The sequence below is a fragment of the Neobacillus sp. GCM10023253 genome (assembly GCF_042653105.1).
Classification (GTDB): Bacteria; Bacillota; Bacilli; order Bacillales; family Cytobacillaceae; genus Neobacillus; species Neobacillus citreus.
Window position 1 is genome coordinate 1,285,754 of record NZ_JBHSHV010000003.1, and the last position, 25,082, is coordinate 1,310,835.

Annotated in this window: 24 protein-coding genes; 7 read left to right on the forward strand and 17 right to left on the reverse strand. The window is 42.8% G+C overall.

What is annotated here, in order from left to right:
- Positions 1-12 precede the first annotated feature (12 nt).
- The 6 genes from ACFPA1_RS06555 to ACFPA1_RS06580 all read right to left on the reverse strand — a co-directional run bounded on the left by ACFPA1_RS06555 (position 13) and on the right by ACFPA1_RS06580 (position 5,818).
- Positions 13-462: a hypothetical protein gene (locus ACFPA1_RS06555; protein ID WP_378581781.1), complete on the reverse strand. Its 450-nt coding sequence runs from the start codon at positions 460-462 to the stop codon at positions 13-15.
- Positions 463-555: 93 nt separating this feature from the next.
- Positions 556-1,494, reverse strand: a complete 939-nt coding sequence (locus tag ACFPA1_RS06560) for an NAD-dependent epimerase/dehydratase family protein (protein WP_378581782.1) — start codon at positions 1,492-1,494, stop codon at positions 556-558.
- 84 nt (positions 1,495-1,578) lie between these two features.
- Positions 1,579-2,646: a phosphotransferase gene (locus ACFPA1_RS06565; RefSeq protein ID WP_378581783.1), complete on the reverse strand. Its 1,068-nt coding sequence runs from the start codon at positions 2,644-2,646 to the stop codon at positions 1,579-1,581.
- Positions 2,647-2,676: 30 nt separating this feature from the next.
- Complete coding sequence (locus ACFPA1_RS06570) at positions 2,677-3,855, reverse strand: carbamoyl-phosphate synthase (RefSeq protein ID WP_213139978.1); 1,179 nt, start codon at positions 3,853-3,855, stop codon at positions 2,677-2,679.
- A gap of 14 nt (positions 3,856-3,869) precedes the next feature.
- Complete coding sequence (locus tag ACFPA1_RS06575) at positions 3,870-5,165, reverse strand: glycosyltransferase family 4 protein (RefSeq protein WP_241113711.1); 1,296 nt, start codon at positions 5,163-5,165, stop codon at positions 3,870-3,872.
- A complete protein-coding gene (locus ACFPA1_RS06580; protein ID WP_213139977.1) occupies positions 5,162-5,818 on the reverse strand; it encodes a PIG-L deacetylase family protein in 657 nt (218 codons plus the stop codon). The genes ACFPA1_RS06575 and ACFPA1_RS06580 overlap by 4 nt, the downstream gene beginning before the upstream one ends.
- A gap of 150 nt (positions 5,819-5,968) precedes the next feature.
- On the opposite strand from ACFPA1_RS06580, the gene ACFPA1_RS06585 reads away from it, so the two are divergent.
- Positions 5,969-7,552: an acetolactate synthase large subunit gene (locus tag ACFPA1_RS06585; RefSeq protein ID WP_378581784.1), complete on the forward strand. Its 1,584-nt coding sequence runs from the start codon at positions 5,969-5,971 to the stop codon at positions 7,550-7,552.
- Between the two features lie 67 nt (positions 7,553-7,619).
- Here the strand turns inward: ACFPA1_RS06585 and ACFPA1_RS06590 are convergent, their stop codons facing one another.
- The 3 genes from ACFPA1_RS06590 to ACFPA1_RS06600 form a co-directional block, all read right to left on the reverse strand.
- Complete coding sequence (locus tag ACFPA1_RS06590) at positions 7,620-9,575, reverse strand: TRAP transporter permease (protein WP_213139975.1); 1,956 nt, start codon at positions 9,573-9,575, stop codon at positions 7,620-7,622.
- The gene (locus ACFPA1_RS06595; RefSeq protein WP_213139974.1) at positions 9,562-10,095 is read right to left on the reverse strand and encodes a DUF1850 domain-containing protein; all 534 of its coding nucleotides are present in this window, start codon (positions 10,093-10,095) and stop codon (positions 9,562-9,564) included. Before ACFPA1_RS06595 ends, ACFPA1_RS06590 begins: the two co-directional genes overlap by 14 nt.
- A 79-nt stretch (positions 10,096-10,174) precedes the next feature.
- A complete protein-coding gene (locus tag ACFPA1_RS06600) occupies positions 10,175-11,179 on the reverse strand; it encodes a TAXI family TRAP transporter solute-binding subunit (RefSeq protein WP_213139973.1) in 1,005 nt (334 codons plus the stop codon).
- 193 nt (positions 11,180-11,372) lie between these two features.
- Between ACFPA1_RS06600 and ACFPA1_RS06605 the strand changes: the two genes are divergently transcribed.
- Positions 11,373-11,876: a DUF2243 domain-containing protein gene (locus ACFPA1_RS06605; protein WP_378581785.1), complete on the forward strand. Its 504-nt coding sequence runs from the start codon at positions 11,373-11,375 to the stop codon at positions 11,874-11,876.
- Positions 11,863-12,693 (forward strand): cytochrome c oxidase assembly protein, encoded by an 831-nt coding sequence (locus ACFPA1_RS06610; protein WP_378581786.1) that lies wholly within the window; start codon positions 11,863-11,865, stop codon positions 12,691-12,693. The genes ACFPA1_RS06605 and ACFPA1_RS06610 overlap by 14 nt, the downstream gene beginning before the upstream one ends.
- A gap of 76 nt (positions 12,694-12,769) precedes the next feature.
- Here ACFPA1_RS06610 and ACFPA1_RS06615 read toward each other — a convergent pair whose 3' ends face one another.
- The 3 genes from ACFPA1_RS06615 to ACFPA1_RS06625 all read right to left on the reverse strand — a co-directional run bounded on the left by ACFPA1_RS06615 (position 12,770) and on the right by ACFPA1_RS06625 (position 15,819).
- Complete coding sequence (locus tag ACFPA1_RS06615) at positions 12,770-13,675, reverse strand: fumarylacetoacetate hydrolase family protein (RefSeq protein ID WP_378581787.1); 906 nt, start codon at positions 13,673-13,675, stop codon at positions 12,770-12,772.
- 14 nt (positions 13,676-13,689) lie between these two features.
- Complete coding sequence (locus ACFPA1_RS06620; protein WP_378581788.1) at positions 13,690-14,460, reverse strand: cyclase family protein; 771 nt, start codon at positions 14,458-14,460, stop codon at positions 13,690-13,692.
- A 168-nt stretch (positions 14,461-14,628) separates the two neighbouring features.
- The gene (locus ACFPA1_RS06625; RefSeq protein ID WP_378581789.1) at positions 14,629-15,819 is read right to left on the reverse strand and encodes a PLP-dependent aminotransferase family protein; all 1,191 of its coding nucleotides are present in this window, start codon (positions 15,817-15,819) and stop codon (positions 14,629-14,631) included.
- Positions 15,820-16,058: 239 nt separating this feature from the next.
- Here ACFPA1_RS06625 and ACFPA1_RS06630 point away from each other — a divergent pair, with 239 nt between their 5' ends.
- Positions 16,059-16,958: a DMT family transporter gene (locus tag ACFPA1_RS06630; protein ID WP_213139967.1), complete on the forward strand. Its 900-nt coding sequence runs from the start codon at positions 16,059-16,061 to the stop codon at positions 16,956-16,958.
- A 31-nt stretch (positions 16,959-16,989) separates the two neighbouring features.
- Here the strand turns inward: ACFPA1_RS06630 and cysI are convergent, their stop codons facing one another.
- Together cysI and ACFPA1_RS06640 are read right to left on the reverse strand one after the other, a co-directional pair.
- Positions 16,990-18,708: an assimilatory sulfite reductase (NADPH) hemoprotein subunit gene (cysI, locus tag ACFPA1_RS06635; protein WP_378581790.1), complete on the reverse strand. Its 1,719-nt coding sequence runs from the start codon at positions 18,706-18,708 to the stop codon at positions 16,990-16,992.
- 27 nt (positions 18,709-18,735) lie between these two features.
- Positions 18,736-20,541, reverse strand: a complete 1,806-nt coding sequence (locus ACFPA1_RS06640) for an assimilatory sulfite reductase (NADPH) flavoprotein subunit (protein WP_378581791.1) — start codon at positions 20,539-20,541, stop codon at positions 18,736-18,738.
- Positions 20,542-20,777: 236 nt separating this feature from the next.
- Here ACFPA1_RS06640 and ACFPA1_RS06645 point away from each other — a divergent pair, with 236 nt between their 5' ends.
- Both ACFPA1_RS06645 and ACFPA1_RS06650 read left to right on the forward strand, forming a co-directional pair.
- Positions 20,778-21,665 (forward strand): LysR family transcriptional regulator, encoded by an 888-nt coding sequence (locus tag ACFPA1_RS06645; protein ID WP_213139964.1) that lies wholly within the window; start codon positions 20,778-20,780, stop codon positions 21,663-21,665.
- Positions 21,666-21,777: 112 nt separating this feature from the next.
- Entirely contained in the window at positions 21,778-22,623 is an 846-nt protein-coding gene (locus ACFPA1_RS06650; protein WP_213139963.1) for an MBL fold metallo-hydrolase, read from the forward strand.
- On the opposite strand, the gene ACFPA1_RS06655 is transcribed toward ACFPA1_RS06650, so the two are convergent.
- Positions 22,600-23,274 carry an NUDIX hydrolase gene (locus ACFPA1_RS06655; protein WP_378581792.1) on the reverse strand — a complete coding sequence of 225 codons (675 nt, stop codon included), beginning with the start codon at positions 23,272-23,274 and terminating at the stop codon, positions 22,600-22,602. The two genes, ACFPA1_RS06650 and ACFPA1_RS06655, sit on opposite strands and share 24 nt — an antisense overlap.
- Before the next feature lie 121 nt (positions 23,275-23,395).
- Entirely contained in the window at positions 23,396-23,899 is a 504-nt protein-coding gene (locus ACFPA1_RS06660) for a DinB family protein (protein ID WP_213139961.1), read from the reverse strand.
- Between the two features lie 166 nt (positions 23,900-24,065).
- Between ACFPA1_RS06660 and ACFPA1_RS06665 the strand changes: the two genes are divergently transcribed.
- Positions 24,066-24,461 (forward strand): DUF2243 domain-containing protein, encoded by a 396-nt coding sequence (locus ACFPA1_RS06665; protein WP_213139960.1) that lies wholly within the window; start codon positions 24,066-24,068, stop codon positions 24,459-24,461.
- 35 nt (positions 24,462-24,496) lie between these two features.
- On the opposite strand, the gene clpP is transcribed toward ACFPA1_RS06665, so the two are convergent.
- Complete coding sequence (gene clpP, locus ACFPA1_RS06670; protein ID WP_213141231.1) at positions 24,497-25,081, reverse strand: ATP-dependent Clp endopeptidase proteolytic subunit ClpP; 585 nt, start codon at positions 25,079-25,081, stop codon at positions 24,497-24,499.
- Between the last annotated feature and the right edge of the window lies 1 nt (position 25,082).

The window sequence follows — 25,082 nt, forward strand, 5'->3', positions numbered from 1 at the left end:
AATGAATCTAGCTTATACCCAATTATCGTCACCGCTGTCATAATCTCCTTGGTCATAATCATCCTGCTGATTATCGTTGTCTGCATTGTCATAATCGTAATCCTGGTTTGGGTCATCACCTAGCTCTTCCCGGAGCTGTTCAATTTCATCCTCTTGGATAATATTTTGCTCCATCAACTGCTGCATGATTTCATGGTCTTGCAGGTGCTGCATTGTTTGAAATTGATCAAAGCCAATTCTGCCTTGTTCAAAAAGATAGGTCAATAAAGCGCCTGCCGCCATGCCCCCTGCGAAGGTTCCAAACCGACCAAAACCTCCGCCCCCAGAAGGGTAATAATCCTGCCGTCCGTAGTAATTTCTGTGCGGAGGTTCCATGATTTGTGGACGGTTACGGCTGGTTAGCGGTCGTACAATTAAAAAGTATACTAATAAGATAATGATTATGATGCTTGTAAAAATCATTTTCATCCCTGCCCTCAAATAGCTTAAGTCTGTCTGCCTATAGTGTTGCACTTATTTTTAAAAAATAAAAGCCCCCATTTTAGGAGGCGATATTCAGGCACCAAATAAACCTTTTTCATTTGTGTTCAAGTAATAATTTAGTGTTTCGGTTAGACCGCTATGAAGATCATAATTTGGCTCCCAGTCCAAAAGTGACTTAGCTTTGGAGTTGTTAAGGCGGCTGTGAAGGATATCTCCACTGCGGGCTCGCATGAAGATTGGTTGGATGTTTTTAGAGGTAAGTTTGGAGATAGATTGATAGAGTTCATTGATGCTAGTTTTTATATTGCAGCCAATATTAAAGGTTTCATTCGTACCACTGTTAAGCGATAGTACATTAGCCTCGGCAACATCTCTCACGAAGACGAAATCTCTTGTCTGCTCCCCGTCGCCATAAATAAAGGGCGGAATTCCGTGAAGAACCTTTTGCGCAAAAATCGAAATGACTCCGCCTTCCCCTTTTGTGCTTTGCCGAGGTCCGTACACATTGGCATATCTCAAAATCGTATAGGGAAGTTGATGCAAACTGTTAAAGGCTTTGATATACATTTCCGAGGAATACTTGGAAATTCCATAATAGGATAAAGGCTGAATAGGAAATGTCTCCTCTATACTTACATCATCCTGTTTTCCATAGACAGCACAGCTAGAGGAAAAGATAAATTTCTTCACATCAAATCGCTGGCTATTGGCCAAAAGCTGAATTGTTCCGAGAATATTTTGTCTGGCGTCACCCGCCGGATCTTGAATTGAATAGGCGACATCCACCTGTGCCGCTAGGTGAATAACCGCATCCGGACGTTCCTTTGCAAAAACAGTCTCGATCTGCGGCGTGGTTATATCTACCTTATAAAAGGGGACATCCTTTTCAACAAACTCAAGACTACCTGTACATAAATTATCGGCCACAACCGGATCATGGCCGGACTTTACTAAATTTTGCACAACATGAGAACCGATAAACCCCGCTCCACCTGTTACCAGCACCTTCATTTATACTCACTGCCATCAAGTTCAGCGAGACTGCCCTGTTTCTTTCTCATCAAAAAATGATCCCCCTAACTTTCAATAAAAAACCTAATATAAATCGAGCTCCTTACCCCAAACCACGATTTTCTCAAGGTATCTTTTTAAAAGGAGGCTCTTTTCTCCGTTTAACACCCTGCGTAAATGATTTAGCAATCTTTTTTCCAAAACCCTTTGCAAATAAGTCATTTTTAAAAGTTTAACAGGATCTTCTTGAAAAACAATTCCGTACTTTGCCATTTCCTTGTTGTAAATCTCTACACAGCGGCTGCGAATGTCCTCCTCCTTCTTATGCCAATCGGCACGGAAATCAATAAGCAGTTCAACAAGTACAACAAGATCATACCAGCAAGGTGCGTATTTGGCTGACTCCCAATCAATCAATTGAACAGGCCAATTGTGTTCATCACTCGTGTCTTGACAGCAAATATTGTGAATATGAAGATCACCGTGGATGAGGCACTGCCCTGCTTTAATGACTTCAGGGAAAAATAATGGCCCCTTTGCCAAAATGACTTTAAGGATATCATAGGCAGGTTCTATCACTTTCCTTAAATCTGGATCTTTCATGGCTAAATCCAGGTATTCCTTTGTTTTTTCAATATGCTCGATTCGTTCTGCAGTCAACTCCCTTGACTCATATCGGGGAAGCCAGGAATCAAATAACGTCGCCTGCTCATCTGAAAGACGGTTTTTAAAGGTAAGGGCATGAAATTTGGCCACCGTTGGAATCATTCGTTCCAGGTGATAAGGTCTCAGCTTAATCTGACCCCGAACAGGCACCAAGTATTCAGTAAACAGCCAGAATTCACCGTCCTTTACATCAGACTCCAGCCAAATCATTTTCGGCATCATTTCCTGAAAAACAGGATAGGCCTTACGATACATATTCATTTCTACCAGGTGGTTTTCTTTTAACGGTTGCTGAAAAATTTTCAGGATGACAGGAACGGTTCCTGATTCCGAATTTAAAGTTAGTTTCCAAACACTTGTTTTATCCCTTGAATTTTTCAAACATTCTATTTCGCTTAAGGTGACGGGTTTTTGAAGAACGCCCGCAAACTTTTCTTCCCAGCCATAATGCTGCCATTGGCTGAGAATTTCTTCCTTACTGGTCAAAGGAAAAATCCCTCCTTTTGTGCAAATTTTTTACCGTCTGCTCCATAAATTGCGAAGATGTGAGACAAAGCTGCGAATAAACGGTAACGGATCGTCCCACCTGAACAGCGCCTCGACTTTTTTCCCGGAAAGACCCTTCAGCCACTCGAAAAATGTCATCTCACCGAGTCTTTTCTTTTGCCGGAAGGACAAGAAATCACGAACAAAGTAGACCCATTTGATACCATCCTTCTGCACTACGACTGGCTCCGGATCTTGATTGGTAAGTGATAAATAATATAAATAGGCTAAATCAACGCCACAAGCAATCGATAAGCCTTGAGTCAAACCGATTCTTGGGTTAATTTCGATGAATTTAAACTTTCCGTCTCTAGGATCCTTTTTAAATTCAGCAATGGCCAATCCTTTCATTTCAATTGACTTTAGAAAGGGTACAGCAAGCTTGATGACTTCCTCCTCCCTTTTGCTGACTACTAGTGCAGAAGAGCCAAAGTGCGGCGGAAATTGATGGAGCTTTTGATTCATCCACAGACCCTTTAAATCCATCTTCTTATCAAAAAAGGTTTTAACGGAGAAAATAGCATTCTCCTCACCCGGTATGGCTTCTTGAATCATTAGCTCTCCATATTGACGATAAAAAAGATATTCCTCTTGTAGTTGTGCGGCATCTTCAATCAAGATGGCTTTTTTATACAGCTTGTGATCAATATTAGAGCGAAAATGAGAGGAATGGACGGGTTTTAAAATACAGGGGAAGATTAGCTGTCCAATAATTTGAACTAGCTGCTGCTCATCGTTTACGATAAAAGTTTTTGGGCAGGGAACGCCGGATTTAACGGCTAATTCATAGGTCAGTCGTTTATCGAGGACTGCTTCGATCAGAGAGTGCTCTGGCAATAAAAAACGATAGTATTGCGATAAAACGTATCTATTTTTTGAAATAAAATGAACATAATCATCTGAGCCTGCTAACATGACCGCTTTCTGAGAAAAGTTAAGTCCAACTTGGCAGAGAAAATAGAGCAGCGCCTCTTCTTCCGTTACCGGATTCGGACAAGCGCCGCAAATGGCATGCCGCGTTTTGCCAATTTTGTATTTACCTAAAGTGTCAAAGGCGTAAACCTTAATTCCTTTTTGTGCCAGGCTTCTGACGATACCGATTCCGGTGGCACTCATATCAAGTACGACGGCAGGGATATCGTGATGCACACGTTTCCCTCCTTTCATAATAAAGATTGATAGATTCCAGCTATTTTTAGAGCCATATAATTCACAGTTAATTGTTTTTTCGCATAGTTCCGTGCCTGTCTCGCCAATTTTTTCCTTAAGGTCTGTTCCTTTACGAGCCTAAGCAGCTTTTTGGCGAGCTGTTTGGAATTGGCGGGTTCTGCTATCAGTCCGGAATATTCATCACGGATGATCTCAGGGATGCCGCCGCAATCAGTTGTTAAAATGGCTTGCTTGGCAAACATCGCTTCAATGACTGAAATTGGCAAAGTATCACTCGTCGTGGGTAGGACAAAGATGTCAGATTCGCTTAAAAGATCCGGAATATCGGTCCTCTTTCCCAAAAATTTAACATTCTTCAGTTGAAGGTCCAGAACCTGCTTCTCGAGTTCCTCCCGCATCTCCCCGTCACCAACAATACGGACTTCTACATTTCCTAGTTTTTTCTTAAGAAGGGCAAGTGCTTCGAATAAATATTTATGGCCCTTGCGCGGGCGAAGACGGGAAACGCAGGTAATCACGATGCTGTCCCTCTGCTTCGCCGCTTTCACTCTTTCAAATTGGATACCGGTATAAACGGTCGTCATCTTTTCATCTTCTGCTCCTAGACTTTGCAAAAGAGGCCTGAATACTTCGCATAAGATGACGATATGACTGGCGTTGATTACGGCTTGTCTATCAATTTCAGAAAAGTAGAATTCCTCTAACGAGCCTTTTTCAATTAGATTGAACTTTAAGCGGCGCTGGGTCATAAAACCATGCGGAGTGAATAATAGTGGTTTGTTATATTTCTGATTTAATTTTGCCATCACCAGTGCAGTAAACCGGTCTTGCGAATGAATAATATCGTATTCTTTTAAATCCACACTTTTTGCCAAAGCTTCAAAAACAGATAAATCACAATAATTTCTTAAAATTTTTTGATTATAACTCCCATAACGGTTAATGAAAAATTGTTTTGCATTCTCGGTAATCTCAGACCGAAGCTTTTTCACTTCATCCCTTGGAAATTGATTCGGGCTCAAAACATCGACCTGGTGCCCCAAATCCTCAAGCCCGCTCTTCAAAGCAGCAATATAATTCTGCAAGCCCCCCACAAACGGATATTCCCAAAAAGTTGTCATTAAAATACGCAATTTATCTTTTTGAGAACTTATAGAAGAAGGTGTCTGACACCTTTTTCCATTATCCTCCAATTGTTCTGTTAATCCATAATATTTGTCCATTTGGGCGATGAGCTGCGGGAATAAGATTTGTGTGGAGGGTGGTTCATTTTTTTGTTCTTCAGTCACTTCCAAACCCTCCTGATGATTTCAAATGCTTCGGCATATTCGACACCGACTGTCATCCCGCGGACTCGAGCCAAATAGGTGACTCCCTCATAAGAACGTGGATGAGGATAAGGGCGCATTTCTACATCATAATGCTTTAGGGCACTGATTTTATCATGAATGGTATCGGATATATCGACAAAATAATTAGGTTTAAACTCCTTGTCATTTGTGTGCTGACTCCATTCGCTTGAGGAAACTGTTTCGAAGCAGAGAATCTCTATCGGTCTCCTGCCGGGCAGCGGCCGGGCTGCCGTAAGGACCGCTTGAAACAGAACCTGATGATCTCGGTTTAGGTCGCCATAATGATGGGTAAAAATCATGCATGGGTCATATTGGGCGATTAGTTTTTCCACTTCCTTATTAAGTTCGTGCAAGGGCATCATTTCTAATAACAGGTTCGGCATTTCTAAAAAAACGGTTTCTTCCACCCCTAGTTGTTCGTTTGCTTTTTGCATAAAGGGCTTGATATGATTCTCCTCTTCCTTCCTCCCTTTTGCAGCAACAACGGTTACAACCTTATAGCCGTGATTAATTAATTTTTTTATCGTTCCGCCGATTCCGAGGATTTCGTCATCGGGGTGTGCTGCAACCACGAGAACTGTCTGATTCACTGTTCCACCTCACCTTATAAAAAATGCTTTCTTGTAATTATATGTAAAAAGCGTATCAGGGACAGGGACACCCGTTCAGGAACAATGAAAACGGGCAGATTTTTTGGACATTATTTGGTAAAAACTAGAGTATGAAAAAATTTTGGGGAGATGAATGATTTGAAAGTAACGGATGTGCTTGTACAATGCCTGGAAAACGAAGGTGTGGAATATATATTTGGAATTGTCGGAAAGGAAACGCTGGATTTTGCCGAATCCATGTCAAAATCGGAGCAGATCCAGTTTGTAAATGTCCGGCACGAACAAGGTGCCGCTTTTATGGCAGATGTTTATGGGAGGCTAGCTAATAAACCTGGTGTTTGTACGTCCACTCTTGGACCCGGTGCCGCCAATCTATTAACTGGCATTGCCAGTGCCCAGCTTGATCATTCACCGGTCGTGGCCATTGTCGGCCAGGCAGGCTTGAATAGGCAGCATCCGGAATCCCATCAATTTGTCGACATTGTCAAGTTGTTTGAACCTGTCACAAAATGGAGCACGCAAATTCTGGAGTCTCAATCCCTTCCAACTACAATCCGAAAAGCTTTCAGAACGGCAAAATTAGAAAAACCCGGCTCTGTAGTGGTCACCCTCCCGGAAAATCTGGCAGCACAGATGATCCCAAACAAACCTTTGCCGGTGCCGCCGATTCCAGACTTGGTTCCTGATATGGAGGCGATAAAATATGCCGTCCGCCTTATTGAAAATCATCTTAAGCCATTTATCATTGTCGGAAACGGGGTCATCCGTCAGGATGCCGGGGACGCACTGCTCTCCTTTATCGAGGCCCTCGATGTCCCTGTCACACATAGTTTTATGGCCAAAGGGGTGTTGCCAAAAGATCACCGTCAGCAATATTTTACCTTTGGCTTTAATGAGCAGGACGAAGTTTTAGTTGGACTAGAAGAGGCAGACCTCCTCATTGTCATAGGGTTTGATGTTGTTGAAAAGTTGCCAAAGGATTGGAATCCAAAAAAACTGCCGGTTTTCCATATTGATACAGTTCCGGCAGAAGTAAATGAGTATTACCCAGTTCAAGCTGAATTGGTCGGAAATATCAAGAAAACACTTGAAATGCTTGTGCAGCAAAAGCTTCCGCACAAAACTTGGGCCCCATCTGGCGGCGGCCTTCAGGAAAAAATAAAAACAGCTTATCAAACAGAGCAAACCGATTCGAATTTAACGATCGAAAACATTCTTCATATAGTTGAAAAATGCACCAACGAAAACGCAATTGTGATTTCCGATGTAGGGGCCCATAAAGTTGCAATTGCCCGAACCTATCAGCCTAAAAAGCCGAATAGAACGATAATCTCAAATGGGCTGGCTTCAATGGGGATTGCCATTCCGGGATCCATTGGTGCGAAGCTTGCCTGCCCTTCCGACCAGGTTATTTGCATTACCGGAGACGGCGGAGCTTTAATGAATATTTCCGAAATCGAAACCGCCAAGCGTTTAGGCCTTTCTTTTATCATCATTGTCTTAAACGACTCAATGCTCAAGCTTGAAGTCCAAACGATGAACAAAATGTTTGGAGAAAACTACGGCCTTACCTTCGGGAATCCTGATTTTGTCCAATTGGCCGATAGCTTCGGCATTAAAGGTTTCCGGATCGAAACGTTGTCATATTTTGAAAAAGTTTTTAAAGAGGCACTTGCCTCAGAGGAAATCGTATTGATTGATGTTTCCATCTGAAGTAACCCATGACGGGATATAAAAAGGCGGCTCCACCTTAGAACTTTATGGTGGAACCGCTTTTTGTTTAGGGACTAGTTTTCGCAGCATTTCCTCGTTTATGCATTACCTGTAGGCCGAATAAAAGCGCGAATACCACCAGCCCGACAATGTCGCTTATTTTTTCCGGATAAATTAAGCATAAACCGGCAATCAAGGCGACAATCCGTTCTAACCAGTGCATTTTTCTCATCCAAAAACCAATTACACCTGCACTGATGGCAATCATCCCGATAAACGCCGTAAAGACCACCCAAATAACATACGTCCAGGTTGTATTAATCATTAGCAATTCCGGTGAAAGCACAAACATATACGGGATGATAAATGCACTGATCGCCAGTTTCGTTGACTCCACCCCTGTCCGGAATGGTTCACCTCCCGATATAGCCGCTGCAGACATCGCAGCTAAGGCCACTGGCGGTGTAATATCGGCGACAATCCCGAAATAAAACACGAATAAATGGGCTGATAAATCTGGAACCCCTAATAAAATGATGGCTGGTGCGGCTATCGTGGAGGTGATGACATAGTTGGCTGTCGTCGGAGAACCCATGCCCAATATCAGAGAAGCGATCATTGTCAAAAATAAAGTCGGCAACAAATATCCACCGGATAAATCGAGCAAGCCATTCGCCATTTTCAGGCCCAGCCCCGTCTTCGTCACCACCCCAACAATGATGCCGGCGGCTGCTGTAGCGGCGGCCACTCCGAGGGCCGACCTCGCACCATCTGCCAATGCGTCGATGATTCCTTTAAAGCCGATTCTGGTTTCTTTTTTTAATGCACTTACCACCACGGTGATGACGATTGACCAAAGAGCCGCGCGTATTACACTCATCCCGGACATCAACAACAGAACGATGGCAACAATCGGAAGCAATAAATAAAGCTTGCTGAATACTTCTTTCCGGTTTGGCATCTCTTCCTTTGTCAACCCGCGAAGGCCGATTTTCTTAGCTTCGAAATGAGTCATAATCCAAATTCCGGTAAAATACAGGACAGCTGGGATCGCCGCAGCTTTAGCGATATCCCAGTAAGAAATCCCGTTTCCGATAAACTCGACCATGAGGAAGGCCGCTGCCCCCATTACAGGAGGCATCAACTGTCCCCCGGTTGATGAGGCTGCCTCAACTGCCCCGGCAAATTCCTTTTTATAACCAAGATTTTTCATCATCGGGATTGTAAAGGCCCCAGACGTTACTACATTGGCGACAGAACTACCGCTGATTGTTCCTTGCAAGGCACTTGAGAAAACCGCCACCTTGGCCGGCCCGCCGACACTTCGGCCCGCAATCGCAATCGACAAATCGTTAAAGTATTCGCCCACTCCTGTTTTAATTAAAAAAGAACCAAATAATAAGAACAAAAAGATGTAGGTAGCAGACACCGCAATCGGTGTTCCCAATATGCCTTCCGTCGTAAAAAACATCGTTTGCACGAGTCGGTCCAGGTCCAAGCCGCGGTGCGCTAAAAAGCTGGGCATATATGGACCGAATAGAGCGTACACCATAAAAACGATGGCAATAATCGTGATGGGCAAACCAACCGCTCTGCGGGTCGCTTCCAACACCAATACAATCGCTGCCAAACCAACATAAAAGTCAAGATCGGTAAGCATGCCAGCCCGTAATACCAAGTCATCGATCATGACCGGCCAATAGGCGCCAACAACCACTGAAATTGCGGCTAAAATATAATCGTACCAAGCAACCTTATGCTCTTTCCCACGTTTTTTCTTGCTGGCCGGAAAAAGTAAAAATATAAGCGCTAATGCAAAACCTAAATGAATGGACCTTTGCAGTTGGGCAGTTAATACTCCGAAAATTCCCGTATAGAGATGAAATAAAGAAAAGGCCAACAGAATGGCAAACACAATCCAGCCAATCCTGCCCTTCAGCCTTCTTGCACCTGCTTCCGGGTCGTATTTTTCTAAAAGCTCCTGCTGTTGTTCTTCAGACAGTGCTTCCTCATAAGTACTCAAGGATGTTCACTCCTTTCCAAATTTGAAATATATTCAGTTTCCGTATTTCTACATTAACGACTGTTCCCGGTTTAATGGTATGCGCTAAAGGATATTCCTTATGATTAAAAATGACGCGGTGATTGGCCCGGACCTGTCCGATTCGCAAATAAAAGGATGGGAAAATTCGTTTCATGTTCTTGATGTAATACTTTCCGTTGAGCTGTTCAAAACGTTCACCCTTATCGGCATTTGCCGGCATTCCAATTGATGTATCCTCATACTCTAATTCATATTGCTGAATTTGCTGATCAGCGGTGATTTTGTAGCTTTCCACTACGTCAGACAGGTGGATTGAATGGGTGTACTTAATTTGAAAGGTGGATTCATTGTTTACTAGAATAAAAGCGGCTTTGGCACTTGAATGAACCGGTGTGAACACAAGCGCCTGCCGGAGTGGAATGAGTGCTATTACAAGCATAGCGATAGATAAGCAAATAGCTAGCACAATGAATATTTGTGCTATTTTTTTAATTTTCATTTTTCCTCCTTAAATAATGAAGAAAACGAGACCGGCTAGCGTATGCCAGAGCCGGTCAATAATTGTGAACAAGATAGTTTTATTGGGCCTTGACGCCTTTCTCATCAAAGTATTTTTTTGCTCCGGGATGGACATCAATCCCTACCCCATTTAGGGCATTCTCCACTTTAATGAGCTTCCCTTTGGCATGGGTCACTTTATCGAGATTTTCAAAAATGGCTTTCGTGATATCGTATACGACTTGCTCTGACAGATCACTTCTTGCTACAAGCATGGCCTGGACAGCTACAGTAGAAACCACAGAACTGAGCCCATAAGTTCCGGATGGGATTTCATCCTTGATATAGTATGGATACTTTTTAATCAGCGCGTCGATTTTATCCTGGGCAATCGGGACAATCACCACGTTTTCTGTCGCGGATAGGCTCTCTACAGCTCCGGTTGGCGTACCTGCCGTTACGAATGCTGCATCAATTGTCCCGTCCTGAATTCCTTGGGTAGATTCATCAAAGGAAAGGTCCTGCTTTTGAATATCATTGAAGCTAAGGCCATGTACTTCGAGAATTTGCTCTGCATTTGCTGCTGTTCCGGAACCTGGTGCTCCCACAGAAACTTTTTTCCCCTTCAAATCTGCTATGGATTTGATACCTGATTTCTTAGTCGTGACAATTTGAATGGTTTCCGGATAGAGGGTGGCAATAGCCTTAATATTTCCGACCTTTTCCTTGAACATCAGCTTACCTTCAACAGCATAAGCCGCAATATCGGTCTGGGTGAAAGCAATTTCTCCGTCACCATTTTTTAAGGTGTTCATATTTTCTGCGGAAGCTCCTGAAGTCTCAGCGTTTGCTTCTATTCCTGTGGCATCCTTAATAATCTTGGCAAAAGAACCGCCCAGTGGATAATAGGTCCCGCCTGTTCCACCGGTCAAAATACTGATGAATTTTGGCTTTTCTTCTGCTTTTTCACCGCCGCTTGTACCGGTTGTGGTCTCTTCCTCCTTCGTGCTAGAACCGCATGCTGCCAGAATCATAGACATGACCACAACAAAAATCATAGAGAGAAGAAACTTTTTCTTTTTCAATTGTAGATCCCCCTTTAAAAATTTTCTGTCTGTCGTAACTATCTTTATTAAGTAGAAGGAGGAAACTTGTCATTTCTGGTTAAATTAGTTCTTTAGTCCTAATTCTTGATTATGGCTATTCTATTTCGGATAAAGTAATAATAGAAAAAAATGGACTGTTATAAATAACAGCCAATTAAACGAGGTTGGTAATATGGCTCGAACGATAAAACAAAAAAATAAGCACGAAGTTTATTCTACTCGAAATGTCTGGTCGGGGTTCCTGTTTGGTATTGGATTGGTGGCATTTATAGATGAGACTTTTTTTCACCAGCTTCTCCACTGGCATCACTTCTATGACAAATCCACTACAGGTATTGGTCTGGTTTCTGATGGACTTTTCCATGCGTTTAGTTGGATTGCGACTGTAGGGGCTTTGTTTATGGTGGCAGATCTGCGCCGCCGGAACGCATGGGAGACAACAAGGTGGTTAGCTGGTATGTGCCTCGGTGCAGGTTTATTTAATCTGTATGATGGCATCATACAGCACAAACTGATGAAGCTTCACCAGATTCGCTATAACGTTGAAATATTGCCCTATGACATCGTATGGAACATTCTGGCAATAATGATTATAATCGCAGGCTTCATTCTTCTGCACCGAGCACGGAGAAAATCTTTGCCTTCAGGAGAAATGACAGAAAATGCACTCCAATAATCATGTTACTCATTTTTTGGACGATACATTTTTACAGGTTGTCCTTTTATTGCCGCTCATGTTGGTATTGTTTTTGTATCTGTTAGCAGTTTCCCTATTAAAATTTCGAAAAAAAACATGGCCGTTGAACCGGACATTTTTCTTTGTTTTAGCTATATTTTGTGCTGTTGCCGCGGTTAGCGGACCCTTAGCTATGCGGGCCCATCAGGATTTTACAGCACATATGCTCAGCCACCTGCTTTTGGGCATGCTGGCTCCCTTATTAATGGTATTAGCGGCTCCGATGACAATAATTTTAAGAACATTAAACGTGAATGCTGCTCGGAGACTTGTTACCTTTTTAAAAAAGAGATATTTTCTTTTTCTTAGTGATCCGGTTGTTGCATCCCTGATAAACGTCGGAGGACTTTGGGTTCTTTATACAAGTGACCTTTATATGGCTATGCATAAACACACCCTTGTTTACGTGGCAGTCCATTTACATGTCTTTCTTGGAGGATATGTATTTACCTCCGCGCTTGTGTATATTGATCCAATATCGCATCGAAGGAGCTTTATATACCGTGGAATTGTGATGGTAGCGGCGTTAGCCGGGCACGGAATCCTTTCCAAGTACATTTATGCCCATCCACCTGCAGGGGTTCCAGCTAGTCAGGCTGAGTCTGGCAGTTTGCTTATGTACTATGGCGGTGACGTTATTGAACTTATCCTTGTTGTTATTTTTTGCTATCAGTGGTATAAAGAAAACTCGCCGATTGGCAAGCCCCTAAGGGCGAAGACAGAGGCGTGGTTGCACTTATGCGTAAAGAAAGTATAAAGCTTTCGACAGAAAGTTTATACTTTCTTATTAGCCAAATAAAGCCGCCCTCACATATCGGCGGCTTCAGCATGCATTAAATAATCTGGTTCTTCAATTTACCGATGCCGGTGATTTCTAGCTCTACGGAATCGCCGGGCTCTAACCATCGGTGAACCTCTTGTCCAAGCTCGAGGAGGCAGCCCGTTCCGACAGTTCCAGATCCAAGGATATCTCCAGGGTAGAGCGTTACTCCAGCCGATGCCCTTTCGATCATTTGCCCAAATGAGTAATAGAGATCTTTAGCATTTCCTTTTGATAGCAGTTCCCCATTTACTTTGGCTGTCATCGTTAAATCAAAGCCGCGGCCGGATCGATATTTTTCAAGCTCATCCTTCGTGACGATGACAGGTCCGATGGTGGTCGCAAAGTCCTTACCCTTCGCCGGCCCTAGCCCGATTTTCATCTCTTTCTGCTGCAGATCACGGGCCGACCAATCGTTAAATATGGTGTAGCCGAAAATATAGTCTTCAGCTTCCTCTGCATTGATGTTCTTCCCTTCCTTGCCAATGATGCAGCCCAGCTCCAATTCATAATCCAACGCGAAACAGCCGGGAGGACGTTCTATTTTTTCATTGTGGCCCGACAAAACTAAATGGTTGGTAAAATAAAAGGCAGGTATTTCATACCATTCTTCGGGTACCTTGCGGCCTGTTAGTTTCCTGGCATTCAACACATGCAATTCAAAAGCCATAAAATCCCTTACACTTGGCGGATTTGGCAGTGGAGCTGTTAGTGTAACTTCGTTTAACTGAGCAGATGGCTCCGCAATGCCCTCCAAACTCTTCAAAACTGGCAAATATCCGGAATAGTTCTTAATTAACTCTAATAGATTATCAGGCAGCTCACCGTTGCTAACAAGATTTATATCATAAACGTTCTCATCCTTAATCCAGCCGGCTTTTTGGCGGCCGTTTGCATCAATAAATGTTATAAATTTCATTCCTATTGTCTCCTTTATTCAAAAATGGCAACTGGTCTCGCCCAGCCTGCGCTGGCACCTGTTATTTTGACTGGAAAAACCGCTACTTTGAAGCCGAATCGTTTTGGCAGTAAATCCAAGTTTGCCAGTTTTTCAATTTGGCAATATTCTGCTTCCTTTCCAACATAATGGGCCGCCCACAGGACGCCATCACGCGGATTTTGCTTATAATCGGCAGCCTGATGATAAAGCGGAATGTCCCAGCCCCAGCCGTCTGTTCCCATGACTTTTATTCCTTTTTGAATGAGCCAGCGTGTTGCATCCGCCGATACGCCAGCGTGGACAGCAGCATAGTTCTCTTCGAAATATTTTTTATCGGCATCAGTTCTTATTAAGACAATGTCATAAGGTTTCAGCTGATAGTTCATTTCTTGCAATTGTTTTTCTAAATCTTCTATTTGGATTTCATAGCCCGGCTGTTTTTCGCTAAAGTCAAAGAGAACACCGTTGCCATAGAACCATTCGAGAGGCAGTTCGTCGATTGTTCTTGATGGTTCTCCTGCTGTTTTGGCCGCATAATGCCACGGCGCGTCAACATGTGTTCCGGTATGTGTTGTCAGCGTGACCGTTTCTACCGCCCAGGCAGCGCTGTCTGGAAAATCACTGCCCTTTAATCCTAGGATTTTGGCGGCCTGCTCGGCCCCCTGTTCGTGCGATTCATAGAGGATTTCAGGTGGGAAAGGCTCCTTCGCTCGAATATCCAATGGAACACTTAAATCAATAATACGCAATTGGCTGCGGTTCATTTATTTACCCCTTTTCCGTAAAGGTATAGGTTGGACATTTTCCGTTTACGACTGAAATCATAACAAATATAGGTTAAAAATGTTGTCGAAATTTACCAATGAGTAAGCATTGACTCATCAAAAAAAGTGTTAAGGAAATTAATCCTTAACACTTTTTTCAATTTAAATTTATTTAGAATGTGCCGGCTTCAGCAGGACACTTACCAACCGATCCATTCCCTCCTGAATCCGTTCAGGTGAAGAATGGCTGAAGTTTAGGCGGAAGGTGTTATACTTTGGCTGACCTACATAGAATGGAGCTCCTGGAACGAAGGCTACACCCTTTTCAACTGCCTGATGCAGCAATGCGGTGGTATTAATCTCTTCATTGGCTTCCACCCACATAAACATGCCGCCTTTCGGTTCAGCACATTTGAACAAGTCAGTGCCGAGCTTTGCAAGGTAATCCCGCATAATCGTCATTCGAAGATAATACTCGCGGCGGATTGTTTGGATATGGGAATCCAAGTCGAAATCGCGCAGCAGATAATATAGTGCCTGCTGGTCTAGGCTGCTCGAATGCAAATCGTTCATTTGCTTGGCTTTCGCCATCATTTGAATGATTTCGATCGGACCGGTTACCCAGCCTGTGCGCAGTGCAGGAACAACAGATTTCGAGAAGGTACTCGTATAAACGACATGGGTACGTTTCTCATCAAGTGATGCCAGCGGCTGGTAATACTCGTCGTCATGGAATTGAATATCCCCATATGGATCGTCTTCTAATATCAGAATATTATATTGATAGCAAAGATCTAGTAAATGCTGGCGTCTTTCCGCGCTCCAAACCTTGCCGTCAGGATTGGAGAAAGTTGGAATGACATAAACAAATTTAGGCTGGTATTGTTCCAGTTTAACCTTTAAATCCTCAGGGTCCATTCCCTCCTGATCACTATGGACAGCAATTACCTCCGCCCCGTATGAGTGGAACACCTGCAAGGCAGATAAATATGTAGGGTCCTCGGTTAGAACGACATCCCCTTCGCTTAGCATGATTCTTGAGAACAAATCAATGACCTGCTGGGATCCTGTTGTAACCAATATATTTTCAGGGGAAGATGTAATTCCCTTTCGCTCCATTTTAGTTTGAATCATTTCACGAAGCGGGATAAAGCCTTCAGTTAAACCGTATTGTAAGGCGTTGTTTCCTGAGGAAAAAACCTTATCATAGGCAGTTCTTACCGCTTCCACTGGGAAAATGTCCTCAGCTGGCAGTCCTCCGGCAAATGAAATGACATGAGCCTGTTGCGTCACTTTTAGGATGTCCCTGACAGCAGATGATTCAAAGCTTTGAGTACGAGATGCAAATGGATAATTCAATGTTAGTCGCTTCCTTTTTTGAAAAATAAATAGTTCAATTTAATGCTATTTTACTAAAGCATATAATTGAAAATTGATATTATTTTAAATAGTATAATATAAAATCCTTATATGCAAGAATTTATTTCTAAATGTTTTGAAAAATTGAAACCATTCGCTTTCCTAAATAATTTTAAAGTAGTATCATAATTTAATAGTATAAACTGAATGTTTCAGACTAACTAGAAAGGGTAATTTACATGAAAAAAGGTGTTGCACTATTAATCTTAGCCACCATTCTTTGGGGCGGTAATTACATATGCGGTCGTTTTCTGGCACCTGCTCTGCCGGCAACGCTGCTAAACACGATTCGGTGGGGCATATCAACGATCCTTCTTTGGGGAATACTTGCCTTTAATAAAAAGGATTTCCCTATCCGAAAAAAATGGAAGGAATTTTTGATTCTTGGGTTTTTTGGGGTGTTTGCTTTTTCAACCTTAAATTACTTAGGATTAAGATCCTTAAGTGCTTCTCAAGCTGGAATGATATCTGCAGGGATTCCGATTGCCATCTTGCTGTTTACACCGTTTGTTTTAAAGGATAAGATTCATGCTAAATCGTGGATTGGTGCTGTCATTTCAGTGATTGGTGTGATGATTTTAATTCAGGGAAAACAAAGCGGGGCATCCCACAGCTCCCTAATCGGAGAAATTGAGATTCTGTTATCCTGCTTGGCATGGGGAATGTATACCGTTCTTTTGAAACGCTACGGGAAAAGTATGGATCCGTTAACCATGACGGCCGGCGCATCCTTTTATGGTACCCTATGGAGCGCGTTAAGCTGCATAGGCACCGTCGATACGGGAATGATCCATATGACAGGTTCTGCCTGGCTTGCAGTCGTCTACGTTAGCACGTTGGCTTCTGTTGTTGCCTTCTTCTCCTGGAGCGCAGGAGTAGAAATGGTTGGACCGGCACTAGCTGCGCCATTTATCAATTTGCTGCCCATTTGGACCGTTGTATTTGGTGTTTTGTTATTAGGAGAGAGCGTGTCGTTGGCAACCCTGCTAGGAGGCATCATAACCATTATAGGTGCTGTTCTAGCAACCTATCAAACTCCAAATAAAAGTAAGAAAAGGGGCATGACCCGCACTGCCTAATGCACAGCGGCTTCATGCCCCTTCTTATTTATTAGTCGTGGAAATTAGTTCCGTCTGTAACAGCTTTAATGATTTCAGCACGGATAACGTAGTCTCCGAAGTGCTCTCCTTCATTTCGTTCCTTCGCATAACGGCCAAGAAGGACGCTCAATTCATTTAGAATTTCTGCTTCACCAATGTTTTCACGGTACATTTTGTTCATACGGCTGCCGTCAAAAGCGCCCCCAAGATACAAATTGTACTTTCCGACCGCTTTCCCGATCAGCGCGATTTCTGATAGCGCCGGGCGGGCACAACCATTCGGACAGCCAGTCATGCGGATTGTAATTTCCTCATCACGCAGTCCGTTCTCATCTACAATCTCTTCAATCTTTTCAATTAGCTGTGGCAGGTAGCGTTCACTTTCAGCAAATGCCAATCCGCATGTTGGGAGCGCAACACACGCCATTGAATTACGGCGTAGAGCCGAATGGTGCTTACCATCAGTTAAGCCATATTGCTCCATTAATTCGGAAATTTTTTTCTTTTTCTGACTTGAAACATTGGCAATCACAAGATTCTGATTAGGTGTTAAACGGAAATCACCAGTATGGATTTTGGCTAGTTCCCTTAAGCCTGTTTTCAGCTTGTAATCTTCAAAATCTTTCACACGTCCATTTTCAACAAAGAAGGTAAAATGCCACTTGCCCCCAACGCCTTTCACCCAGCCGTATCGGTCACCATTATGGTCAAAGTGGTACGGCTTTGCCTCATCCAAGCTCCAGCCAAGGCGGTTTTCTAATTCTGCCTTAACCGTCTCCAATCCAAGGCGGTCAATAGTATATTTGAAACGGGCATTCTTGCGAACAGAGCGGTTTCCGTAATCCCGCTGAATCGAAATGGTCTTTTCAGCCAGTTCGACTATTTTGTCAGGAGTAACGAATCCGATGACTTTCGCAACCTGTGGATAGGTTGCTTTGTCGCCATGTGTGCTACCCATGCCGCCACCAATTGCTACGTTGAAACCAGCAAGCTTACCGTCTTCTACAATTGCAATCAAACCTAGGTCCTGAGAAAACACATCAATATCATTTGATGGCGGAACAGCAATACCAATCTTGAATTTACGTGGTAAATAGGTTGGTCCATATAATGGCTCCACTTCTTCTACTTCTGGTGTGCCAGCAATCTTTTCCTCATCGAGCCAGATTTCATGATAAGCTCTAGAACGAGGTAATAGATATTCACTTAAATAGCTCGCCCATTCATACACTTCCGCATGTATCTCGGATTGATATGGATTTGTGTTACACATCACGTTTCTGTTCACGTCTCCGCAGGCAGCAAGAGTCGTTAACAATGTGTTGTGGATTTCCTGAATTGTATTTTTCATATTCCATTTTAAAATGCCATGAAATTGGAATGATTGACGAGTAGTCAGTTTGATGGTGCCGTTGGCGTTCTTATCGGCAAGCCCATCCAATACCAGCCATTGTTCCGGTGTTACAACACCGCCTGGTGCACGGACACGGAGCATAAATTGATATGCTGGTTCTAATTTCTGTTTTTGTCGTTCATTACGAAGATCGCGGTCATCCTGTAAATAACTGCCATGATGCTTCATCAGACGGTTGTCATCATCAGGAATACCTGCGCTTAACCGGTCCTGCATTACTTCCGTCAGCGTGCCGCGTAAATAGTCGCTTTCTATTTTTATACGCTCGACATCACTTGGCTTACCATCCGGTGCTTTTAAAATTGAGTTCACCATGTTGAAAAGACTCCTTTCAAAACCAAATCAATATACGTCACGCTGATAGCGTTTTTGCTGCTGCATTTCGGCTACATACTCTTCCGCTTTCTCACGGCTCATATTGCCTTCTTTTTCAATAATTTCAATTAAAGTGTTATGGACATCATGTGCCATGTGCTTTTCATCACCGCAAATATAGAAGTAAGCACCTTCCTCAAGCCACTGGAACAATTCCTTGCTTTGCTCTAACATGCGCTGCTGCACATATACCTTTTCAGCCTGGTCGCGAGAAAACGCTACATCCATCTTTGTAAGTACGCCGTCCTTTAGCCATTTTTGCCATTCAAGCTGATAGAGGAAGTCCGTCACAAAATGCTGATCGCCAAAGAACATCCAAGCTTTACCTTCCGCACCGTTTTCTTCACGCTCCTGCATGAATGAACGGAATGGCGCAGCCCCTGTTCCCGGCCCAACCATAATAATCGGCGCATCCTGGTTAACAGGCAGTTTAAAGTTTTCATTATGCTGGATGAATATAGGCAAGGTATCTCCTGCTTCCAGACGCTCCGCTGTTAAAATTGAGCAGACACCCTTCCGTTCGCGGCCATGTGCCTCATAGCGGACGGCGCCAATAGTCAAATGAACTTCATCCGGATTAGCAGACAAACTGCTAGCAATGGAATAAAGTCGTGCTGGAATTTTACGTAATACGGATACAAACTCTTGTGCCGATTCTCCCCAAGCACCAAAATCATGGATCAAATCTAGTAAATCTCTGGACTCAATATAAGCCTTTAATTTATCCTCATTGCCTGCTGCAACAAGTTCCTTAAGCTCAACATTTGTTGACACCTGAGCGATTTTTTCAAGCAGTGGTTTTGTCAATACGGTAATTTCATAATAAGAAGTAAGCACATCTTTAAGTGGACGGGCATCCCCTTGTTTTACGGTAACAACTTCATCCGGACTCCATGTTAATTCCTGAAGTAACAGTTCAACTAGCGTAGGATCGTTCTCTGGATAAATCCCCAGGCTGTCACCCGGCTCAAAACTTAGACCAGATCCTTCAAGCGATAATTCAAGGTGACGAGTTTCTTTATTCGAACCGCGGCCATTTAAATTAATATTTTCAAGGACCTCCGCACGGAATGGATTTGTTCTTGAGTACATAGACTCAGCAGTTTGAGTTGTTCCTACAGGAACAGGGGCTGATGCTTCACTTCCCCCTTGTACTTCATTCAAGCTGCCAAGAACACCTTGCAGCCATTCACCAGCCGGCTCGTCAAAATCTACATCACAGTCAAAGCGTGGATAAAGTCTAGTGCCGCCAAGCTCTTCCAAACGTTTGTCAAAATCTTTTCCGGTTTGACAGAAAAACTCGTATGAGCTGTCTCCAAGTGCCAAAACGGAAAATTGCAGACCGTCAAGCTTTGGCGCCCGTTTTCCAAACAAGAACTCATGGAAGGATTTTGCGTTATCAGGCGGCTCACCCTCACCATGTGTACTAGCAATAATGAGCAGGTTTTGAACCTTTTTTAAATTGTTCAGTTTAAAATCACTCATCGCCGAAACGGTTGCTTTAAATCCAATCCCCTCAAGTGCCTGACTTGCTTTTTTCGCCAGACCCTTGGAATTTCCAGTTTGCGATCCATAAAGAATCGTCACCTCTTTGGATACGCTTTGGGATTGTGCAGGCTGACCTGCCGGTGCTCCCAATGCAATTGAATTCGCAGAGGCAGCAAAGTACCCGCTTAACCAGACCTTTTGCGATTCCGTTAAGCTTGGCAGAAGACGATTTAGGAGCTCTGCCTGCTCCTCAGTAAATGGACTGTTCAATACCTGAAGTTGCAAAAAATATCACTCCCCTAAGGAAAATAAGCCATTTTGAAATTGCTTTAAGACATCATTTTCATTGAAAAATTGATTACTATTATAATAGTTTTACTATTCCTATAAGTCAAGTAGGAATTATAGAAAAAGTATGCTTGCGAATATGTCATTTTCACTTTACCGAATATCTAAACATTAGTAAAATAAATATTAATTATCGAAACTATTAGTTTTTTTAATAATAAGGCGGGATTCCTATGCATTACGAAGAATTAAAAACGTTCGTCACCCTTGCAGAGGTGAAAAATTTCACAAAAACGGCAGAGCTGCTGCTAATGTCACAGCCCAGTGTGAGTTTACATATCAAAAATCTTGAGAAAGAATTTCAAACAAAATTATTTCTGCGCTCTCCAAAATTCCTGCAAATCACTCCGACGGGTGAGATACTTTACGAACGAGCCAAACAAATGATTACCATTTATGAACAAACTCGCCAGGACATTCTTGAACACCAAGATTCAATAAAAGGTGAATTAATCATCGGGGCCAGTTTTACGATTGGGGAATACATCCTCCCGGCTTTACTGATTGATCTGCAGAAAGATTATCCGGAATTGGATCTTCATGTAGTGATCGGCAACACAGAGGAAATTGCACAATCAGTAAAATTGTATAAAGTGGATATTGGATTAATTGAGGGTCACACAAATGAAAAGGAACTATCGGTCCACCCTTTTATGGAAGACGAGTTATTCGTGGTTTCATCGAACAATCATGAACTCGCTCGAAAAAAAGGAGTTACCATGGCTGACCTTCAGAATCAAACATGGGTAACACGGGAAAATGGTTCGGGAACCCGTGAGTATTTAAATCATGTTATTCGTTCCAATGGTTTGAAGGTCAAATCCTTTTTAACCATCAGCAGCAGCCAAGGAATAAAAGAAACGCTCATTAACGGAATGGGGCTGTCACTTCTGTCCGGCAGTATTATTGACAGGGAGGTCAAGCAAGGACTGCTATCTATTATTCATGTAAAAAATCAAACTTTTAATCGAACTCTTTCATATATATATTCGCCTATCATGGAAGAAAAGCGAAATGTGAAGACGTTTATTCATTCCTTAACTCAAAAATGGCCGAAGTAAAATGACTGTGCATCCTTTTCTCTATTTTTCAGCAGGATTTTTTCATTAGCACGATGAATAAATTAGTAAATAAATAGAAATCTGCCGAAAAAGGATGAAAGGATGTATTTTTATGAAAAAAGTAAATGATCTTAAGATAATACGTGTGCCCGTTCCGACCCCTACTTTACTTCCCCATATGACAACCAACTGCTATTTGATTGGGAATGGGGAGGAAAGTATCTTGGTTGACGCCGGATATGACCAGCCGGAAACGCGAAGTGTAATAGAAAATGCCCTTGTTGAAAATGAAATCGCTGTCCCAAAAACGATTATTCTTACACACTCCCATCCTGACCATGCTCCTGGTGTTTGTCAGCTTATCGACTGGAATCCGGTTGTGTACTGTCATCACCTTGAAAAAGAGGAAACTCAATCAGCCATTTCACCTTGGAGCAATATTTCTTTTTTAAATGATTTGGACGTTCTCCGTGTTGCGGGTGAGGAAGTACATATACTTCATGCCCCTGGCCATACGGCTGGCCAGTTGAACCTGTATATTCCTTCTAAGCAAATTCTCCTCGCAGGGGATAATATCGTCGCGGAAGGAACATCCTGGATTGGCCCTCCGGATGGTGACATGGGTGATTATTTTAAAACCCTCCATCGCCTGCAACAGTTAAAGATCAGTAAAATCGGTCCTGGCCATGGGGAATGGGTTACAACGCCGTATGAGCACATTGAGTTTGTGTTGAACCGAAGATTGTATCGTGAAAACCAAATTAAGGACTTGCTGAAAGAACATCAGTGTTTAACTTCTGTCGATTTAACGAATTTGATTTATCAAGATTCCATTCATCCTAGTGTGTTTGAAGTGGCAAAAAGAACAACTGAGGCACATTTAATCAAATTGATAAACGAGGAATCCGTCACACAGCATGAAGAAGCCTATATGTTAAAAAACAATCTTGTAGTCTGATCGATTAAACTCCGGCATCGAAAGTTGACCGCTTTTTACATAATGAACAATCGTTTTCAATGTATGAATCGTTGGCGGTGCTAATGGAATTGTTTCCTCTTCATATCGAGTTAGAGCTTCTTGGGGATGAATCCATAAAGAATCATCAATTTCATTTTCATCTGGTATTGGCGTTTGACCCTCGGGCAGCCTGGCTAGGAAGAATTTTGTATCAAAGCGAATTTTGCTTTGACTAGGTGTGACAATTCGGCCAAAATAAGTTAAGTATTCTAGATTCAGATAAAGCGCTTCCTTTTTTAACATGTGTAAAAAGGAAATTTCTCCTTTAATTAACAGACGGCGGTATTCCAGGGCGGTATCTTCTTCCAAAAGAACTGGGGTACCGTCGACTGTTTGACAAAGAAGAATGCCTGCTTCCTCAAATAATTCACGTGCCGCGGCGATATAGTAAGACTGGCTTATTGATTCATCCCGCTTTTCGTTTTTTATATACTCATCATCATGGATGGCATCGCTATCATCTACCGCTCCCCCGGGGAATACATAAATACCTCCCATAAATTTCATCGTTTTCGGTCTTTGTGTCAAGTAAACTCTATCGAGATGATCCAATAACACGACTGTGGATGCAGGTCTTGGTGTAACCTCCATATTTCTACCACCTTTCTGTTATTTATAGTTTAATTACATCTATATTCAACCAACCGAGCAAATTTCCCTTCCTTTTTCCATAAGAAAGAGCACACTATTTTTTAGTGTGCTCGAAAAGTGATTATATGGCTGGTGCTTCCATTCCCATTTGGCCCCATTCTTCTCTGGCAGGACCATATACACCAGGTACCTGAAGTCCGGCTTGACGCATTAGCACGGTCATCTGGCCGCGGTGATGGATGACGTGCTTGATGAGAAGATTTAGGGTAACTGCCTTTGGCATCGTCATCCCAAAAACATCTTTCATATCTTTTAAAGAGTCATCGGTCCACTGCTGCTGGACTGCTTCCACGGTGTCGGCACTTACCTTGCGAAATGCATCAGCGATAGTTTTGGCTGAAGTTGGGACTGTTCCTTCGTTTTCAACCTGGGCTACATTGATACCGAATTCCTTTAACATTCCCGGTGTACTGGCGACGACATGCCAGGCAATTCTCCCGAGCGAACGATCATCCGCTGACACCATTTGCTGAAGGGAACCGTCGGTCAACGCATCCATGATTTTTTGTGTAGACCCCGCCTCTTGGTTCCATTCCTGCACGAATTCTTGGATTGATGTATACATGATAATTCCTCCGTTTTGTTGGTCATGATTTACTACCTATATCATTATGACCAAAATGTGGAGGTTCATGTATGTATTTCTTTTTCAAAAAAAGATTAACGAAGCTTGTCTATTAGAATATAATTTTAAAAGTGGTTTCATTTTTTACTAAAAGGGGAAATATAAATTGCGGATTCTTGGTGCGATTACGGCATTCTTTGTTACAGATTTTTTCTTTCATTTAATTGATGCCTTAGCGATGGGTTTGAAGGCTGAAACGCAAGCGCAGCGGATTGGCGCCGTCTTTTTAGGGTTGCTTGTACTTTTGATCTTGATGGCTGTCTTTTACCGCTTCTTTTCACGTTCATTCTTTAATGGGTTTACCGTCGCCGCTGGTTTGTTCTTGAGCTTTGATATTGTTGTCTTTCATTGGATTTTCCAGCTTCATCGAATTACCAATGGGCCGGAAGCCAATTGGCTGGAGCCGTTGTTTGTTGTCTTTGGGTCCTTTTTTGTGTGGTTTGGAATCAAAAAAGAACGGTCTGCTGGAGTCAGCAGCCATAATGGTATGCCATTTACATGAAAAACCGCCTGGATTTGTCGTCCAGGCGGTTTTTGTTAACGCTTCGGATATAAAATTTCATCTATTATCCCATATTCTTTGGCTTCTTCGGCGCTCATGAAGAAGTCACGATCAGTGTCTTTTGCCACTTTATCAATCGGCTGCCCAGTACGTTCAGCGATGATTTGATTAATGTGCTCGCGGAGTTTTAAAATACGTCTGGCAGATATTTCGATTTCCGTTGCCTGCCCTCTAGCCCCTCCTAACGGCTGGTGGATCATGATTTCGCTGTTTGGCAGGGCAAACCGTTTTCCTTTTGTTCCAGCCAGGAGCAGCATGGCTCCAAACGATGCCGCCATTCCGGTACAGATGGTGCGGACATCCGCCTGAATATATTGCATTGTATCAAAGATGGCGAATCCAGCTGATGTCGATCCTCCCGGAGAGTTAATATAAAGGGAAATTTCTTTCTCGGGGTTATCCGCCGCTAAAAATAAAAGCTGCGCTACCACGCTGTTGGCCACATGGTCATTGATTTCATCGCCAATAATGATAATTCTATCCTTTAACAAGCGCGAGTATATATCATAGGATCGTTCGCCGCGATTCGTGTTTTCAATCACATATGGAATTGTATTCATC

What these genes read in the sequence shown, in the direction of transcription:
- ACFPA1_RS06555 (WP_378581781.1), bottom strand. Translation starts at nt 462, where the DNA reads ATGATTTTTACAAGCATCATAATCATTATCTTATTAGTATACTTTTTA.
- ACFPA1_RS06560 (WP_378581782.1), bottom strand. Translation starts at nt 1,494, where the DNA reads ATGAAGGTGCTGGTAACAGGTGGAGCGGGGTTTATCGGTTCTCATGTT.
- ACFPA1_RS06585 (WP_378581784.1), top strand. Translation starts at nt 5,969, where the DNA reads ATGAATGATTTGAAAGTAACGGATGTGCTTGTACAATGCCTGGAAAAC.
- ACFPA1_RS06595 (WP_213139974.1), bottom strand. Translation starts at nt 10,095, where the DNA reads ATGAAAATTAAAAAAATAGCACAAATATTCATTGTGCTAGCTATTTGC.
- ACFPA1_RS06605 (WP_378581785.1), top strand. Translation starts at nt 11,373, where the DNA reads ATGGCTCGAACGATAAAACAAAAAAATAAGCACGAAGTTTATTCTACT.
- ACFPA1_RS06610 (WP_378581786.1), top strand. Translation starts at nt 11,863, where the DNA reads ATGCACTCCAATAATCATGTTACTCATTTTTTGGACGATACATTTTTA.
- ACFPA1_RS06615 (WP_378581787.1), bottom strand. Translation starts at nt 13,675, where the DNA reads ATGAAATTTATAACATTTATTGATGCAAACGGCCGCCAAAAAGCCGGC.
- ACFPA1_RS06620 (WP_378581788.1), bottom strand. Translation starts at nt 14,460, where the DNA reads ATGAACCGCAGCCAATTGCGTATTATTGATTTAAGTGTTCCATTGGAT.
- ACFPA1_RS06630 (WP_213139967.1), top strand. Translation starts at nt 16,059, where the DNA reads ATGAAAAAAGGTGTTGCACTATTAATCTTAGCCACCATTCTTTGGGGC.
- cysI (WP_378581790.1), bottom strand. Translation starts at nt 18,708, where the DNA reads ATGGTGAACTCAATTTTAAAAGCACCGGATGGTAAGCCAAGTGATGTC.
- ACFPA1_RS06645 (WP_213139964.1), top strand. Translation starts at nt 20,778, where the DNA reads ATGCATTACGAAGAATTAAAAACGTTCGTCACCCTTGCAGAGGTGAAA.
- ACFPA1_RS06650 (WP_213139963.1), top strand. Translation starts at nt 21,778, where the DNA reads ATGAAAAAAGTAAATGATCTTAAGATAATACGTGTGCCCGTTCCGACC.
- ACFPA1_RS06655 (WP_378581792.1), bottom strand. Translation starts at nt 23,274, where the DNA reads ATGGAGGTTACACCAAGACCTGCATCCACAGTCGTGTTATTGGATCAT.
- ACFPA1_RS06660 (WP_213139961.1), bottom strand. Translation starts at nt 23,899, where the DNA reads ATGTATACATCAATCCAAGAATTCGTGCAGGAATGGAACCAAGAGGCG.
- clpP (WP_213141231.1), bottom strand. Translation starts at nt 25,081, where the DNA reads ATGAATACAATTCCATATGTGATTGAAAACACGAATCGCGGCGAACGA.